Origin of the sequence: Paenibacillus nasutitermitis, from assembly GCF_014641075.1 — a bacterium.
Classification (GTDB): domain Bacteria; phylum Bacillota; class Bacilli; order Paenibacillales; family Paenibacillaceae; genus Paenibacillus_Z; species Paenibacillus_Z nasutitermitis.
The window spans coordinates 33983-50511 of the sequence record NZ_BMHP01000014.1 but is presented as its reverse complement, the minus strand read 5'-3'; the positions used below and the strand labels follow the sequence as shown (position 1 = coordinate 50511).

The 16529-nt window shown below is 48.8% G+C and carries 19 protein-coding genes and 1 tRNA gene; 17 read left to right on the top strand and 3 right to left on the bottom strand.

The window, feature by feature from the left end; genetic code table 11:
- Positions 1 to 22 precede the first annotated feature (22 nt).
- The 7 genes from mnmG (at position 23) to IEY46_RS34250 (ending at position 7504) form a co-directional block, all read left to right on the top strand.
- Entirely contained in the window at positions 23 to 1909 is a 1887-nt protein-coding gene (mnmG, locus tag IEY46_RS34280; RefSeq protein WP_189000343.1) for a tRNA uridine-5-carboxymethylaminomethyl(34) synthesis enzyme MnmG, read from the top strand.
- Positions 1910 to 1911: 2 nt separating this feature from the next.
- Positions 1912 to 2634, top strand: a complete 723-nt coding sequence (gene rsmG, locus IEY46_RS34275) for a 16S rRNA (guanine(527)-N(7))-methyltransferase RsmG (RefSeq protein ID WP_189000341.1) — start codon at positions 1912 to 1914, stop codon at positions 2632 to 2634.
- Positions 2635 to 2769: 135 nt separating this feature from the next.
- The gene (gene noc / locus IEY46_RS34270; RefSeq protein WP_189000337.1) at positions 2770 to 3591 is read left to right on the top strand and encodes a nucleoid occlusion protein; all 822 of its coding nucleotides are present in this window, start codon (positions 2770 to 2772) and stop codon (positions 3589 to 3591) included.
- A 393-nt stretch (positions 3592 to 3984) separates the two neighbouring features.
- Positions 3985 to 4758, top strand: coding sequence for a ParA family protein (locus IEY46_RS34265; protein WP_189000334.1), 774 nt, complete (start codon positions 3985 to 3987; stop codon positions 4756 to 4758).
- The gene (locus tag IEY46_RS34260; protein WP_189000332.1) at positions 4739 to 5578 is read left to right on the top strand and encodes a ParB/RepB/Spo0J family partition protein; all 840 of its coding nucleotides are present in this window, start codon (positions 4739 to 4741) and stop codon (positions 5576 to 5578) included. Before IEY46_RS34265 ends, IEY46_RS34260 begins: the two co-directional genes overlap by 20 nt.
- A gap of 217 nt (positions 5579 to 5795) precedes the next feature.
- Entirely contained in the window at positions 5796 to 6968 is a 1173-nt protein-coding gene (locus IEY46_RS34255) for an aminotransferase class V-fold PLP-dependent enzyme (protein ID WP_189000391.1), read from the top strand.
- A 44-nt stretch (positions 6969 to 7012) separates the two neighbouring features.
- The gene (locus IEY46_RS34250; protein WP_189000330.1) at positions 7013 to 7504 is read left to right on the top strand and encodes a DUF4446 family protein; all 492 of its coding nucleotides are present in this window, start codon (positions 7013 to 7015) and stop codon (positions 7502 to 7504) included.
- Here the strand turns inward: IEY46_RS34250 and yyaC are convergent.
- Entirely contained in the window at positions 7479 to 8072 is a 594-nt protein-coding gene (gene yyaC, locus IEY46_RS34245; RefSeq protein ID WP_189000327.1) for a spore protease YyaC, read from the bottom strand. The two genes, IEY46_RS34250 and yyaC, sit on opposite strands and share 26 nt — an antisense overlap.
- A 112-nt stretch (positions 8073 to 8184) precedes the next feature.
- Here yyaC and IEY46_RS34240 point away from each other — a divergent pair, with 112 nt between their 5' ends.
- From IEY46_RS34240 to IEY46_RS34230, 3 genes are all read left to right on the top strand, one after another.
- Positions 8185 to 8424 (top strand): putative Se/S carrier protein, encoded by a 240-nt coding sequence (locus IEY46_RS34240; RefSeq protein WP_189000324.1) that lies wholly within the window; start codon positions 8185 to 8187, stop codon positions 8422 to 8424.
- Positions 8425 to 8459: 35 nt separating this feature from the next.
- On the top strand, positions 8460 to 8687 hold the full coding sequence (locus IEY46_RS34235) for a DUF951 domain-containing protein (RefSeq protein WP_189000322.1): 228 nt from the start codon (positions 8460 to 8462) through the stop codon (positions 8685 to 8687).
- Positions 8688 to 8744: 57 nt separating this feature from the next.
- A tRNA-Ser gene (locus IEY46_RS34230) sits at positions 8745 to 8835 on the top strand.
- Between the two features lie 359 nt (positions 8836 to 9194).
- Here the strand turns inward: IEY46_RS34230 and IEY46_RS34225 are convergent.
- Positions 9195 to 9377 carry a YjzC family protein gene (locus tag IEY46_RS34225; protein ID WP_189000319.1) on the bottom strand — a complete coding sequence of 61 codons (183 nt, stop codon included), beginning with the start codon at positions 9375 to 9377 and terminating at the stop codon, positions 9195 to 9197.
- 236 nt (positions 9378 to 9613) lie between these two features.
- Here IEY46_RS34225 and rpsF point away from each other — a divergent pair, with 236 nt between their 5' ends.
- From rpsF to rpsR, 3 genes are read left to right on the top strand one after another with little or no spacing between them, the layout of a single operon-like run.
- On the top strand, positions 9614 to 9898 hold the full coding sequence (rpsF, locus tag IEY46_RS34220) for a 30S ribosomal protein S6 (protein WP_189000315.1): 285 nt from the start codon (positions 9614 to 9616) through the stop codon (positions 9896 to 9898).
- Positions 9899 to 9947: 49 nt separating this feature from the next.
- Positions 9948 to 10496 (top strand): single-stranded DNA-binding protein, encoded by a 549-nt coding sequence (ssb, locus tag IEY46_RS34215; RefSeq protein WP_189000312.1) that lies wholly within the window; start codon positions 9948 to 9950, stop codon positions 10494 to 10496.
- Between the two features lie 18 nt (positions 10497 to 10514).
- On the top strand, positions 10515 to 10796 hold the full coding sequence (rpsR, locus tag IEY46_RS34210; RefSeq protein ID WP_189000309.1) for a 30S ribosomal protein S18: 282 nt from the start codon (positions 10515 to 10517) through the stop codon (positions 10794 to 10796).
- Positions 10797 to 11004: 208 nt separating this feature from the next.
- Here rpsR and IEY46_RS34205 read toward each other — a convergent pair whose 3' ends face one another.
- On the bottom strand, positions 11005 to 11343 hold the full coding sequence (locus tag IEY46_RS34205; protein WP_189000306.1) for a DUF4870 domain-containing protein: 339 nt from the start codon (positions 11341 to 11343) through the stop codon (positions 11005 to 11007).
- 333 nt (positions 11344 to 11676) lie between these two features.
- Between IEY46_RS34205 and IEY46_RS34200 the strand changes: the two genes are divergently transcribed.
- The 4 genes from IEY46_RS34200 (at position 11677) to IEY46_RS34185 (ending at position 16522) form a co-directional block, all read left to right on the top strand.
- Positions 11677 to 12786 (top strand): LCP family protein, encoded by a 1110-nt coding sequence (locus IEY46_RS34200; protein WP_229750737.1) that lies wholly within the window; start codon positions 11677 to 11679, stop codon positions 12784 to 12786.
- Between the two features lie 83 nt (positions 12787 to 12869).
- On the top strand, positions 12870 to 13310 hold the full coding sequence (locus IEY46_RS34195) for a CBS domain-containing protein (RefSeq protein ID WP_189000303.1): 441 nt from the start codon (positions 12870 to 12872) through the stop codon (positions 13308 to 13310).
- A 126-nt stretch (positions 13311 to 13436) separates the two neighbouring features.
- Positions 13437 to 15464: an amidohydrolase family protein gene (locus IEY46_RS34190; protein WP_229750736.1), complete on the top strand. Its 2028-nt coding sequence runs from the start codon at positions 13437 to 13439 to the stop codon at positions 15462 to 15464.
- Between the two features lie 155 nt (positions 15465 to 15619).
- A complete protein-coding gene (locus IEY46_RS34185) occupies positions 15620 to 16522 on the top strand; it encodes a DUF2232 domain-containing protein (protein WP_189000301.1) in 903 nt (300 codons plus the stop codon).
- Positions 16523 to 16529 lie beyond the last annotated feature (7 nt).

The window sequence follows — 16529 nt, the reverse complement described above, 5'->3', positions numbered from 1 at the left end:
TTGTAAAAAGGAGGTTACAAGGATGGGGTACGATGCAGGACAATATGATGTCATTGTTGTAGGAGCGGGCCATGCTGGATGTGAAGCGGCACTTGCGTCCGCCCGGATGGGCTGTGAGACGCTGCTGCTGACGATCAATCTGGATATGGTGGCGTTCATGCCGTGCAATCCGTCTATTGGCGGACCGGCAAAAGGTCATGTGGTTCGTGAAATTGATGCGCTAGGCGGAGAAATGGGCCGCAATATTGATAAAACATTTATCCAAATGCGGATGCTTAATACCGGAAAGGGCCCGGCTGTTCATGCACTGCGTGCGCAGGCCGATAAGTTTCAGTACCAGCATTTTATGAAGAAAACGATCGAAGAGACCGATCGTCTGACACTCCGTCAAGGGATGGCGGAGGAATTGGTTATTGAGGATGGCGCATGCGTGGGTGTGGTTTCGAAGACAGGTGCCGTCTACCGGGCAAAAGCCGTTGTGATAACTACAGGGACCTATTTGCGCGGCAAGGTTATTATGGGGGAGCTGATGTACGAGAGCGGTCCTAATAACCAGCAGCCTTCCGTCAAACTATCCACCAGCCTGAAGGAGCTTGGCCTTGAACTTGTCAGATTCAAGACAGGTACACCGCCTCGGGTGCATGGAGACACGATTGATTTTAGCAAAACAGAAATTCAACCAGGTGACGAGAAACCGAAATTTTTCTCTTACGATACAGAATCGTCCGACAATGAGCAGCTGCCATGCTGGTTGACGTATACCTCAGAGGAAACACACCGGATCATTAATGCCAATCTCCATCGTGCACCTATGTTCTCCGGCAAGATTGAAGGAACCGGGCCGCGTTATTGTCCATCAATTGAAGATAAAATTGTTCGTTTCGCGGATAAACCGAAACATCAGATTTTCCTGGAACCGGAAGGGAAGAATACATCGGAGTATTATGTACAGGGTCTGTCGACAAGCATGCCAGAGGATGTGCAGCTGGATATTTTGCGTTCGGTCCCGGGTCTGGAAAAGGCAGAGATGATGCGTACCGGATACGCTATCGAATATGATGCCGTTGTTCCTACCCAGTTGTGGCCTTCACTTGAAACCAAGGTAGTGCCAGGGTTGTTTACGGCAGGGCAAATTAACGGCACCTCCGGATATGAGGAAGCGGCAGGGCAAGGGGTAATGGCGGGTATTAACGCAGCGCGCAAAGTTCAGAATCTGGAGCCGGTCATCATAGGGCGCGAACAGGGTTATATCGGCGTACTCATTGATGATTTGGTTACCAAAGGAACCAGCGAGCCGTACCGTCTGCTGACATCACGCGCAGAGTACCGCCTGCTGCTTCGACATGATAATGCCGATTTGCGGCTAACACCGCTCGGTTATGAAATCGGATTGATCCCGGAAGCGCGTCATGAGCGTTTTCTGCGCAAGAAAGCGTTGGTTGAACAAGAGATTGAACGGTTGAAAACTGTAAAAATTAAACCGGAGGAAATTGAACCTATACTCACCGGGTTAGGCTCAACGCTTTTGCAGTTTGCTACGGACGGATTGACGCTGATTCGGCGCCCCGAAGTGACCTATGCCCATATTGAATCCTTAAATCCATCTCCGTTCGAACTGACGGAGGAGATGAAGGAGCAGGTTGAAATTCAGATCAAATATGCCGGGTACATCGAGAAACAGTTGGTCCAGGTTGAGCGTCTTGGAAAGATGGAAAAGAAGCGGATACCTGAGGATATTGATTATTCTCTCGTATACGGAATCGCCAATGAAGCGAAACAAAGGCTTAGCCAGATCCGTCCGCTTTCTCTGGGGCAAGCTTCGAGGATATCGGGTGTAACTCCTGCTGACCTTTCTATTCTTCTGGTCTATCTCGAACACTATAATAGGGTAACAGCTGCACGGGGGTAATTATGGATCAAACGGAAAAATGGTTTTCAGAGCTGCTGCATGACAACGGCCTATCTATCACGGCCCGTCAGTTGGAGCAGTTTGACCGGTATTACCGGCTGCTCATCGAGTGGAACGAGAAAATGAATTTAACAGGAATAACAGAAAGAGAAGCGGTGTATGAGAAGCATTTTTATGACTCGCTTACTCTTTCTTTCTTTCTTGATATGAACAAAATGAACAATCTGGCGGATATTGGATCAGGAGCAGGGTTCCCCAGTATTCCGCTTAAAATTTGTTTCCCTCATTTAAAGGTGACGATAGTCGATTCTTTAAAAAAACGCATTCATTTCTTGCAGCATGTTGTGGAACAGCTTGAATTACAGGATTTCACCTGTATTCATGGCAGGGCAGAGGATGTGGCACGCATGCCGGGTCAGCGAGACGCTTACGACCTGGCAACAGCCAGAGCGGTCGCCAGGTTAAGTGCTCTGAATGAGCTCTGTTTGCCTTTTGTTCGAAGCGGCGGTCTGTTCGCTGCGATGAAAGGCGCAAACTCTGATGCCGAGCTTCAGGAAGCAGGGAAAAGCTTGGTCTTGCTGAAGGGCCAATGGAGAGAAACGCATCAACTTAAGCTGCCCTTTGAGCAAGCGGACCGGAACATTATTATTTTCGAAAAAAAGGGAACCACTCCCGGACAATATCCGCGAAAAGCCGGCACACCGCTCAAGCAGCCATTAGTATAAATAATGTTCCACGTGAAACATTAACGTTGGTTTTTATCACAATATCCTTATGTCAAGCAGGAAATCGACTTTCAGCCGACGAATTATAAATAACGACAATACTCGGCACTTTGAATTCGGGTGGTAGTTGAAGCGATGAAAGAACAATTTTCCAGATTATTCGGCTTAGCCGATTCAAAAAGCACCAATCAGGATGAAGTGAAACATTTAGCCATTGGTGAAATCGATGCCAGTCCTTATCAACCGCGGACTGTGTTTGACGATGAACGGATTGATGAGTTGAGTCAGACCATCAAGACGCATGGGGTTATCCAGCCTATTGTTGTGAGAGTGCGCAATAAACGCTATGAGATCATTGCGGGTGAACGCCGTTTTCGCGCTGTCAAAAGACTTGGTCTTGAGACGATTCCGGCAATTGTCCGTGAATTTAATGACTCTCAAGCTGCATCCATCGCATTAATAGAGAATCTTCAGCGTGAAGGCCTTTCAGCTATTGAAGAAGCCATTGCCTATCAGAAGCTGATTGATCTTCATAATCTGACCCAGGAAAGCTTAGCCCAGCGGTTAGGGAAGAGCCAATCCACGATTGCAAACAAAATCAGGCTGCTGGGGCTTGGTGAAACGATTAAAGCTGCATTGATGGAACGGAAAATCACGGAAAGACACGCCAGAGCCATGTTAGGTCTTGAAACGGAAGAATTGCAGGAGAAAGTGCTGAGCGATGTGCTTTCCAAAGAGTTGAATGTGAAACAGACTGAAGCACGAGTCGCTTTCTATAAGGAAGTGACGAAAGCAGGGAAGACGAAACGCGTCTCCTTCACCAAGGATGTGCGCCTAGCTCTGAATACAATCCGGCAATCGATCGATATGGTTTCGGGCTCAGGACTCCAAATCAAGACCAATGAGAAAGATTATGAAGACCATTACGAGATTGTCATAAAAATACCGAAACGCTGATCGTGTTCAAATTATTTTTTGCGGAGTATGAAACTTAACGGATGTCATTACCAGTGGATGAGAATGTCACTGGTGTGTTTTCAGGTAAACTTTGTACTGATGTTGAGCAGCTTTTGTTTAATGAAATTCATATTGTGGTTTCATGGCCGTCCGTGTCTATCGGGCGGCATCGCCTTTTTGTCTAAACAAGAAGAAACGGCTAAAACCGTCTTTAGCGGCGCAACATTCCCACAGAAATATAAGAAAAGAATAGGCTGAATTTTATACTTTCTGATATTTCAAAAAAACATCTACTCTATTTATACAGAACGAAAACCCGGAACCAGTCCAGTTGACTAGACTTGCATAGGGTTTGAGAAGAAAGATCAAGCTAACCATATAGAGGTGAAAGGTTTGTCTAAAACGATTGCGATAACGAACCAGAAGGGCGGTGTCGGTAAGACGACAACGTCTGTTAATTTGGGTGCATGTCTAGCTTCGCTCGGCAAGAGAGTTTTGCTCGTGGATATAGATCCCCAGGGCAATACGACCAGCGGAATTGGAATCAATAAAGGTGATGTAGCGTATTGTATTTATGATGTGCTTATCAATGATATCCATCCTAACGAAGCGACTTTACCTACAAATATAGATGGTTTGAATATTATTCCGGCTACTATTCAACTTGCCGGGGCGGAGATCGAACTGGTGCCAACGATATCGCGCGAACTGAGACTGAAGAAATCCCTCGCTCAGGTGAAGAAACAGTATGATTATATACTGATCGATTGTCCGCCATCCCTGGGGATACTGACCATTAACTCGCTGACCGCCTCTGATTCCGTTATTATTCCTATACAATGTGAATATTACGCGCTTGAGGGTTTAAGCCAACTGCTCAATACAGTGAGACTTGTCCAGAAGCATCTGAACACTTCGCTTCAAATCGAAGGGGTGCTGCTCACAATGTTTGATGCAAGGACAAATCTTGGCATACAGGTCATTGAAGAAGTGAAGAAATATTTTCAGCAGAAGGTATATCAAACGATTATCCCGCGAAATGTCAGATTGAGTGAAGCTCCTTCCCACGGACAATCTATCATAACTTATGATCCAAGATCCAAAGGAGCCGAGGTTTATCTCGAACTTGCGAAGGAAGTGATTATGTATGAGCAAGCGGCTAGGTAGAGGACTTGATGCTCTTATCCCATCGCTTTCTGTTAATGAAGATGATAAAGTAATTGAAATTTCTTTGTCCCATCTACGTCCCAATCCCTATCAGCCCCGTAAAACATTCGATGAGGAAGCCATCAAGGAACTTGCCGAATCCATTAAACAGCATGGCATCATACAACCGATTATTGTCAGGACAGTGCTTAAAGGTTACGAAATAATAGCCGGAGAGCGGCGATTCCGAGCATCCCAGCTATGCGGCAATGCCACTATACCTGCAGTTGTAAGGAATTTCTCCGATCAACAAGTTATGGAGATCGCTCTTATCGAGAATCTTCAGCGTGAAGACTTGAATGCTATTGAACTATCGCTAGCCTATCAGGCGTTAATGGAAAAGTTCAGTCTCACTCAGGAAGAACTTTCCATGAAGGTTGGAAAGTCCAGATCGCATATTGCCAACTTTTTGCGTCTGCTTTCTTTGCCGGAGGAAATAAAACAAAATGTTTCACGTGGAACATTATCCATGGGCCATGCAAGAGCGTTGGTTGGCGTAAAAAATGATGAGCGTAAAAAAGAACTGGCCAAGCTTTCAATTGCAAATGAGTGGAGTGTAAGGGAGTTGGAGGCATCGATTCAGGCGCTGGATGAGAAAAGCCAGGTCAAAGCCAAACCGGCAGCCAGCAAGCGGGATCCATACATTGAACAGTTGGAAGAGACGTTGAGGGAACAGTTCAAAACAACGGTGAAGATCAAGCAGCAGAAAGACAGAGGTAAAATCGAATTGTTGTATTACAATAAACAAGATCTGGAGCGTCTGCTGGAATTGCTTCAATAATCAAAATAGCTTGAACTTCATAGCATACTTGAGCGATGACCTTGAGGGCTGAGGTGGTCGCTCAAGTATGCTATTATTAAACATACCGAGGAGTGCGGTTTTCGCTGTCTTTTTTGACGGCTGCTGCCGCTTCTATTATTGAAAAAGCGCGACCCTTCCTGGAATGGTGAAAGATGGGGCTAAAGCGCGCAATTATGCTGAGGGAGTGACGCCAACGATGGTTGCAAATGATACGCCTGCTTTTATTTACCTGGATCACGCCGCAACCTCTTGGCCGAAGCCGCCGGAAGTCATAAAAGCCGTTATCCATGCGATGGAAAATGATGCGGCAAATCCGGGGCGGGGCAGCCATGGGATGGCTGTGAGAGCCAGTAGAGTATTATTCGATACACGAAAAGCGATTGCCAGGTTGTTTCATGTTGCCAATCCGAATGATATCGCTTTTGCCATGAATACAACAATGGCATTGAATACGGCGATAAAAGGCTTTGTTGAAGAAGGCGATCATGTTATTGCTACCAGCGTGGAGCATAATTCGGTGCGGCGGCCGCTGGAGATGCTTAAGAAAACGCGCGGTATTACGGTTACTTATATCGAAGCTGACGAGCAGGGCGGACTGGATGCCAAACAAGTGGAGCAGGCGATTGGGCCGCGCACAAAATTGGTCATTGTCAATCACAGCTCCAATCTCACCGGGGCGATGCTGCCGGTTGCGGAAATCGGAGAAGTGACCCGGAGAAAAGGCGTGAAGCTGCTTGTGGATGCAGCACAGACAGCCGGGTTGGTGGAGATTGATGTTGCCGCAATGGGGATTGACATGCTCGCGTTTCCGGGCCATAAAGGGCTGTTGGGGCCTCAGGGGACCGGGGGGTTGTATATCCACCATGACTTGGACCTGGTGCCTTTGCTGCACGGCGGTACAGGCAGTCAATCGGAATCTATTGAACAGCCGAGAGTCAGGCCGGATCGTTACGAGGCTGGAACACAAAACACCCCGGGGCTGGCAGGGCTAAGAGCAGGTTTGCAATACCTTCAGCAGGAGACAGTTGCGAATATTTACAGCAGAGAATGGCAGTTGGCTCAGCAGATGATTGAGGGGCTAAAGGGTGTCGATCGGATAAGGATACTGGGGCCTGGGCAAGGGGAACCCAGGACAGGGATTGTTTCTTTTGTCCTTGAGGGCATTGATCCCTCTGAGATGGCGTTCGTCCTGGATCAGCACTATAACATCGCGGTTCGCTCCGGCTATCATTGCACGCCTCTGGCGCATCAGGCTGCCGGCACTTTAGAGACGGGAGCTGTGCGAGCAAGTGTAGGCTGCTTCACAGCGAAGCATGAGGTAGATACATTCATTCAGGCGGTCAAGGAAATCAGACAGCAATACAGCTGACAGGTTAGCTCTTGCCGGGCAGACAGATGGGGAGCGAAGATTAGATGGAAGATATCATACAAGGGCCGCTGGATCTAGTCACGGTCTTGTTGGTCCTTGCCGTACTTGTTCTTTTTATAGTGACGATAAGGCTCGGGGGCAGATTGAAGAAACTCAGAGCCAGCTATACTCAATTTATGGGAGAAACAGGAGTGAGCGATCTCGAGCAGGTGATTGCAGGGATAAAGGAAAGAGTGGACCGGCAGGAGCAACATAGCGCAGCCTTGCAAGCGGCGCTCCAGACTTTTGAACAGGGGCTTAAATTGAAAAAGGGCAATATCGGTCTTCACAGATATAATGCCTTTGCGGAAAGGGGCAATGATCTCAGCTTCTCGCTTGCCATCGTGAATGAGCAGGAGGACGGGATGGTCATGTCTGGACTTCACAGCCGCGAACAGACGTATATGTATGTGAAGCCCTTAAAGCGGGGAGAATCTCCTTATCCGCTTACACCTGAGGAGCTGAAGGCGATCAGTCTGGCGTCGCGGCCGGAATAGAAGCGGTGCGGACGGACTTAACAATAGCCGAAAACAGGCATTGCGCAATGATATCAGCCATACGGACAACCAGATGCAAACGGGTGTTTTGCAGGACAAAGTATTCCATGAAGCCGCCCACGTTGACTATACCTGTAATATGGATGTCACCGACTGGCGGCAATTCTTTATTTACGCCGGCTCCTGGACGAACAGGCCCATTGCCCACCTGAATGCAGCCAACGCTGGCGGATTGGCCCAGGCAGGCATCAATGCCAATGATAAAAGGCTTGCGGACAAACCGGTTTATGCCCTGAAGCGTCTCATCGAGATTCATCGCATGTACCGGCTCTTCAAGCGTGCCGTAGAGGTCGAAATAGGGGCTGTGGTATTTACTTAGGGAAGCGCCGACAAGCGGGCCCAGAGCGTCCCCTGTGGAGCGGTCGGTGCCTACGCATACAACAACCATTCTGCGGTCTGAAGGAACGCGGTCAAGCAGATACATCAATCGATTGACGAGCATGACGGAGACGTTCGGCTCGGTATAAGGGACCTTCAAAGGGGTATCTTTCATTCCTGCTAACTTCATAGAATCTCCTCCCGTCTATCTGTGTTACTAGTATATGGACGGGACAACCATTTTATACTTGCCGAAGGGTTGCGAAATACGAAAAACATTAGGCGGGGGAGGCGGCAGCGTCATGCTGATTGCGTTTGATTCCACACAACAAGCTTTAAGAGCGGAAATGCTGCTAGAATACGCGGATATCGAGATAGATCTGTTTCCAACCCCGAAGGAAATTACTGCCGGCTGTGCGCTGTGCATTCATTTTCCCGATGACGAACTGATGCAGGTTAGCCGGATTCTTAAGACGGAGCAGGTGGAAATAAGAGGATTGTTCGAGCAGGTGGAAGGCGGTTATAATCAAGTGCATAGATGAGCTGCCGAAAAGGAAAAAGAGTGGAGAGATTGAGAATGGAGAGAAAACAGTTTGAGCTTGGCGATGTTGTACAAATGAAGAAACAGCATCCTTGCGGAACCAATGAGATGGAGATTATCCGGATGGGGATGGATATTCGAATCAAATGTGTAGGCTGCAAGCACAGCGTATTAATTCCACGGTCGAAGTTTGAAAAAAACATGAAGAAAGTGCTGCGGTCCGCAGCGGTTCAGGACGGTCCGGTCGAGGATCAAAAGGGCTAACATAACCTCTTGCAATTGGACGTGCATCATGTTATGATAATTCTCGCTGACGCAAATGGAGAGGTACCCAAGAGGCCCAAGGGGGCTGACTCGAAATCAGTTAGGCGTGTCACAGCGTGCGTGGGTTCGAATCCCACCCTCTCCGCCATAACTTTACCATCAGATGACGGTTCATGATGAATCGTCTTTTTTGTTTTTCTATACAGATACATAAAAGGAAGAGCTCTTGCGAGCTCTTCCTTGACGGTGGTTCATTGAATAGGTTATACGTCTGCACTTCGTGCTTTGGTAAGAAACATCGGCATGCCGGTATTTAGCCGGCATATGTGTGTTACAGACAAAAGTCTTTGGCACAACCCACTGCTTCTAAGCCTCAGTGATAATATTCCCTTGCGGCCCTTGCTCCAAATGGTCCAACGGAACCACACCTCTCTTTACACCGTCAAAACTTATAATGCTCCGCATGGCTGGTTCTTATGCATGGCTTAGAGATATTTTTTGCTTCAATTAATGATGCAGTCTTTTCCACTTGCGGTCACTGTTCGAAGTGCCTGGAAACTTCTCGCCTTTATCCAGATGTACCTTCTTCGGGTTGTTGACCCCCATATGAAAGGATGCTTCCCCCACCTCTATATACGTGCCTTCGTTGGGAGCGCGGTCACCCGGTCTGAACTCTGTCCATTCGCCCATTTCATTCGCACCACCCTTGCATGATTTGCCGGACGTTCTCTTGTGAAGTGCCCGGAACATCATTAGTGTGTGAATGTTGCATGCAGAACATGAACGGAAGAATACGGGAGAATGCAATGTCCAAATGCTTGCTTGCCAGAAGCCTATTGAATTTGATATAATACTCCGGTATGCGAGTTAATACTCGCTCCTTGCTCCCGTTGAGGGGGCCGCTAGTCCAAGAGGAGGTGAAACAAATGCGCAAATATGAAGTGATGTATATCATTCGTCCGGAATTGGAACAAGAGGCTGTTCAAGCAGTCACTGATAAGTTCCAAGGCATCATCGGAAACGGCGGAGAAGTCACAAAGCATGACGTGATGGGCAAACGCCGACTTGCGTATGAGATCAATAAGATTCGTGACGGTATCTATGTACTGGTACATTTCAACGCAACTTCTGAAGTTATTGCTGAAATCGACCGCGTCATGAAGATTACGGATGAAGTTATCCGTTATTTGATCGTCAAAGACGTCGCCTAATTAAGCGATACGTCAGCGTAAGGATTGTTTCGATTGGAGGCGATAAACGATGTTGAACCGAGTTGTTCTCATAGGCAGATTAACAAAGGACCCCGAAATGCGTTATACACCAGCAGGAGTTGCGGTAACGCAATTCACGCTTGCAGTGGATCGTCCTTTTACCAGCGGTGGACAAGGCGAGAGGGAAGCGGATTTTATCCCGATCGTTACGTGGCGTCAGCTGGCCGAAACTTGTGCCAATTATTTGCGTAAAGGCCGTTTAACGGCGGTCGAAGGCCGCATTCAAGTCAGGAACTACGAGAACAACGAAGGCAAACGCGTCTATATGACGGAAGTTATTGCCGATAACGTTCGTTTTCTGGAATCTCCTAACCGGGATGGCGGAAATGCACGCGAAGATGGCGGTGGAGGCGGCAATTACGGCAGCCAAGGTGGAGGAAGCTCGCAAGGTAGCGGCAATCAAGGCGGCGGCTACGGCGGAGGCGGTTCGCAAGGCGGTGGAGGCCGTTCCGGAGGAACACCGAGGAACGACAATCGCGATCCGTTCTCAGATGACGGACGCCCGATCGATATATCGGAAGATGATTTGCCATTTTAAACGAAAGGACGGATGACAATGAGTTTCAAACAAAGAGATAGTGGTGGCGATGAGCGTCCAGAACGCAAATTCGGCGGCCGCAAAGGCCGTAACAAACGCCGTAAAGTATGTTACTTCACTGCTAACAAAATTACACACATTGACTATAAAGATACGGATCTGCTTCGTAAATTTATCAGCGAGCGCGGTAAAATCCTGCCTCGTCGTGTAACGGGAACAAGTGCGAAGTACCAGCGTCTGCTGACAATTTCCATCAAACGTTCGCGTCAAGTAGCTTTGCTGCCTTACACAACGGAATAGATTGGAAACCGGCTCTAACGTATAGGTTGAACAAAGACAGTCGCTCATGGCGGCTGTCTTTGTTTGTTTATATAGCTCCTCTTCGTTGCCAAGTGTCAGGTGAGGCGGTGCAAGGGGGCACGGAGGGCCAGGCAAAGGTTGATCTCATTTCGACCCCAGGAAATAGCACTGCGGTCTTCAAGAGCCCAATGAACGTCTGTGGCGCTACTTAAAACCGCGCGGCCTGGTCCTCTGCATAATCCCCGATAACAGGAAGTTTAAACCAGCGTCCCTGCAGAGCCAGCAGCATCAGGACGATCCACAATATAAGGCTTGCCGGCGTAAGCAGCAGGCCGATCAGCCATCCCAGTACAGGAATAAAACCGAGAACAATATTGATTACGATAAGAACAACAGAAATAAAAATCGATTGCATCGCATGAAATTTAACAAAGCGGCTTTTTTTCTCGAGAATGAGAAATAATATACCGGTAACGAACCAGCCGAGATAACAAAGCAGGCCGGCAATTTTTGGATCAAGCCCGGTTGAAGAGGAGTCCGGTGACATGATGAATCATCCTTCCCGATTAAAATCTCAGTGTATATGTATTCTAGTACTACCAAAACTATGCCAAGCACCCGGAAAAAAAAGGCAGATATTCATAAATCGTAAATGAATTGTAACTTTCAGTCGAAAATAATCGTTTAAAATATTGAAGAAACCGTTTATCTTTAAAATATAAGAATCCACTTTTCTCAGCCCTTTGCTTATTGTTCATGAGGAAGCACCAGAGCTTTTCGCATTGGGCAACACTAGCCGTTTCTTCTCGCGGACCAGGGTGTAAGTATTCCTGCAGGCGGTCGGCCTCATTAGATTAAAGAATAGGAGTGCTTAAAGCACATGACACAACCAATTAAATCCCGTAAAAAAAAGTGGCTCATCGCCATTCTTGCTTTTGTCGTGGTTGCCGGGATTGCCGGCTATTATAACCGGACGGCCCTGGCATTGTGGGGGTTTGACGTTTTTCTTTCCGATAAAGTGGAGAAAAAACTGGAAATTTCCTACAAACCGTTGGAAGGGCGGCCCGTACCGGAGCCGGTTGTCTATAAGCAAGAAGATCCATTCTCCCTCCTCTTGCTGGGGGTTGACCAGCGCGATCAAGAAATCGGACGTTCGGATACCATGATTTATACCGTGATCCGGCCGGCGGACGGGGCTATTCTGATGATCTCGATTCCACGTGACACGTACACGGAAATCGTGGGCAAGGAAACCAAATCCGGCAATGAGTACAAGGATAAAATCACGCATGCTTTCGCATTTGGCGGAGCCAAGATGTCCGTGGAAACCGTGGAGAAGTTGTTTGACGCCAAGGTGGATCATTATGCTACAATAAACTTTACAGGCTTCCGCGACGTCATAGATGCGATGGGTGGTATCTCGCTGCCGATTGCAGAAGACCTTGTAAATAAGGAAGCCGACCATGAGAAGTTTATTGTTAAAGCCGGCCAGGATTCGTACAACGGCAAGGATGCGCTGAACTATGTGAGATACCGGGAAGATGCCGGCGGCGATACGAGCCGGGCCGGGCGCCATCAGGTTTTTTTGAATGCTATTATGAACAAGGCCGCACAAGTAGGGCAGTGGAGTGAAATACCTGAACTCATTGATATTATGGGACAGAACTTCAGCACAGACCTGACGCCGGAGCATATGATCGATTTAGCTAAAAACATGCTTCAGTCCGGCAATCGCACGATTTACAGCCACACGCTTAAAGGGGAAGGACACCGGTTGGCTGAGCACGGAACATGGTATTTTTTTGCAGATGAAGATGATCTCACAAGCAGTATTGGATTGATCCAAGCTTGGCTGAATCCGGCAACGAACAAGGAACAGCTGCCTCTTCCTGAAGAATATCAGAATAAGACAACCAAGCCGGTGGAGTCGTTATCAGCTTCATCGACGTCAAAGGAATCATCCGCGTCACCATCGGCAGATGAGAGATAATGAGGGAAGTTGGCTTACAAGTGCCCAGGATCGATCGATCCGTAGTCTTAGACTTACAAGAACGAAAGTGGGCGAATGATCGAATGAATATCGCATTTTTCTTACTGCCAAAGCAAGAGGTTGTATGTATGACGCTGGAAGCCACACTGCGCCAAACGCTTGAGCGAATGGAGCATCACCGGTATACAGCGGTCCCTATTCTCGATCACAACGGCGGATATGCAGGCACACTTACTGAAGGCGATCTGTTATGGTTTATGAAAAACAATCCCAATGTGTCATTTGACCAAACACATAAAGTGAAGCTTGCCGACGTAGAAATGAGGCTGGCCAATAAAGCGGTAAGCATCGATGCGAACATGGAGGATTTGGTCTCTTTGGCCAAGGTACAGAACTTTGTGCCGGTCATCGACGATATGAACCGGTTTATCGGCATCGTAAGACGCAGCGACATTATTGATTATTGCGAGAAAGTGATTGTTAGCGGCAAATCGGTGGATGAAGAGGAAATGGCGGCCGGCTGACAGCAGGACCTTCGATTGCGTTGGGGCGGGAACCATAGTAGGATAGAGGAAACAGTTGGTAAACGAGCGCCGTCCTCTTGGGGGGACGGCGCTTTTACGATGCAAATATAGCAGGAGGATAATGGAATGAGCAGGAGTTATCGACAAAGGCGGAGCAGTAAGGGGCCAATCCGCGCATTTATGATCATCGCGGCGATTCTGATTATCGGCCTGGCAGGCTATTTGGTTTATTCCTATGTCCAGTCTGAAGGGGATGCGCCAGGCAAACCGGGCAATGTGGCAGATGGGACGAGCCAGGGCGGCGGACAGAACGGGAATGGGGATGGGAATAAAGGCGGTACGGATAAGGATAATAATAAGGGGGAAGGCAAGCCCGGGGAGGAGCAAACCCCCGCGCAAGCTCTTGAGCTGGGCGTGACGGAGGCTGATTTGAGCACCCAATATGATACGGTCATCTCCGGGGGCCGTGTGATCAACCCTGAAACCAAACTGGATCAGGAAGGGTTGAATGTAGGGATCAAGGACGGCAAAATCGGAGTTGTCACCTCGAAGCCGCTCCAAGGGAAGCAGGTTATCGATGCCAAGGGGCTGGTCGTTTCTCCCGGATTCATCGATAATCTTTCCTATGACCCTAATCCGCTGGGGGTTTGGCAGAAGATCGGGGATGGCGTAACGGCGAATATTGCCATGCATGGGGGAACATTAACGCCGAAGCAGTGGTACAGCTATTATGAACGGAACCATACGCCGGTTCATTTCGGCGCTTCTTTCTTTTATACACAGGCGCGCAATCAGTTCAAGCTGAGTCGTTACGTGGCAGCGCAGCCGGACCAGGTGCAGGAAATCCGCAAGCAGGCGGAGAAGGCGCTTAATGACGGGGCGCTGGGCATTTCCTTCAGCCTGGAATATGTGCCTGGTATTTCGGCGGAGGAAGTGATTCCGCTGATGGAACTGGCCAAGGAATATAATGTGCCGGTCTATTTCCATGGCCGGTACTCCGATATGGAGGAGCCGGGGACAGAGCTTGAGGGTACACAGGAGCTTGTTGATTATGCCATTAAAACAGGCGCAGCCGTACATATCGATCATATCAACAGCACCGGCGGCACTTTTACGATGCCGCAAGCGCTGGCCATTATCGATAAAGCCAGGGAACAGGGCTACGATATTACGGCCTGCACCTATCCTTATAATTATTGGGGCACCTATTTGAACTCCGCCCGTTTTGATCAGGGCTGGCAGGAACGGTTCCGGATCACGTACAATGATCTGCAGATTGCCGGTACAACGGAGCGTCTGACGAAAGAATCCTTCAGTATGTACCAGAAGCAGGGCAAGCTGGCCGTTGCATACGCCATTCCTCCTGAGGCGATAGTCGATGCGTTCAAGGCGCCATATGTGATGATTGGCAGCGATGCCATTCTGGAGCCCGGATTCAACAATCATCCGCGTGCATCAGGGGCTTTTGCCCGGACCATCGGTATGTATGTGCGCGAGCAGAATGTGATGTCCCTGATGGACGGTATTGCCAAACTGAGCCTTCTACCGGCCCAGCGTCTGGAGAAGCAGGCACCGGCGCTGCTCAAGAAAGGCCGGATCGCCAAAGGCATGGATGCGGATATCGTGGTTTTTGATTACAATACAATTAATGACAAGTCTACGGTGGAGCATCCCGATCTCATGTCCGCGGGCATTAATTACGTGCTGGTTGCCGGGCAAGTTGCTCTGGATAACGGCAAGCTGAATAAGCAAATCTATCTCGGTGAGCCGATTCGCAGCCACTTCGAACGGGTCACGGAAACGGCAGGCGCCCTTCAGTGGGGGGACCAAAGCTATCCGCTTGTCCGATTTAATGATGCAACCTATCTGGATTTGGCGGCCTTGGGCGAACATCAATACGGCATCACGTGGGACAAGGTACTGCATACGTTCAACGTTGTCAAAGGCAGCGATGAAAAGGCGGCCGGAGCGGATCCGGCGAAAGCGCCGGCCAAGGGAGAGCTGATGCTAAGCCGCGGTTACGTCGCAAAATCAGACAAAGCCCAAGCAGAGCTCCTTTCCATCGGTACGCGGGCATTTGTGCCGTTGTCCTTCCTTGAATCGTTGGGTCTGAAGGCAGAGAATGACGGGGATACCTGGACGGTTGAATCGTAAGGAAAATAGGCATAACAGCCATCCAGAAGCGGCTCTGAATGAAGAAAAGGCAAGACCCCAGTCAACAGTACTCTGTGTTGTCTGGGGTTATGTGCTATAATGGGGAGTAAAGTTCAGGCAGTATGCAAGTAACATAGAGCATGAGGTGAACGGTTTTGAGAACCGGCATAAAATCGATTTTATGGAGTGCAGCGGCGCTTCTCTTATTACTAGCGATCGCAGTTCCGCTGTTCAATGCGCTGATTATTGCTGTAATGATGGTACCGACAGTTATTTTGTATGCAACATTGTCTAGGCGCGCATTTGTGCTGCATATGCTGGTTGTATATGCATTGGCCGTTGCGATTATTGGGCCAGCGGCGCTGATTGTAGGCTTGTTCTTTCTTGTGCCGGCTATCGTCATGGGACATATGTATCTGAAACGGGCGACTGCCCGCAAGGTGCTGACGTCGACATTGCTGACGCTGCTGGGGTTGTTCTTATTAGAGCTGATCCTGTTTGATCTGCTGCTTGACTTCTCGCTGCTGCGGGAAATCCGGCAATTGATCATGGACACGGTAGGTGAATTGAGCTCGAAGGGTCTGCTTCCGGCAGGCTGGAATGCGGAGCTTACCGAGTCGTACATTCAAATGCTGATCCATTCCATTCCGATGGCCTTTATTACGGTTTCTTTCCTGCTGGCGGTTATTGCACATGCTATCGCAGGACCGGTGCTGCGCTCTATGGGGATGTCGGTCGCAAAGCTGCAGCCGGCCAAGGATTGGATGCTGCCGCGGATTTTTGTTTTCTATTACCTTATCGTTCTCATTCTCGATATGGCTACACCGGACAAAGGAGATTCCTTCCTGACGGTAACACTGCTTAACTTGGTTCCGCTTATGCGTCTGGCCTTTTCCGTTCAAGCGATTGGCTTCTTCTTCTTTGTTGCCCATCAGCGCAAATGGAACAAGGCGGTGCCGCTGCTGCTGTCGGCGCTAGTTGTTATTTTCCCGCCGCTTAGTCTGATTGGTGTGATCGATGCCGGTTTTCCGATCCGCAAAGCGTTTAAGAAACCTTGACAACAGG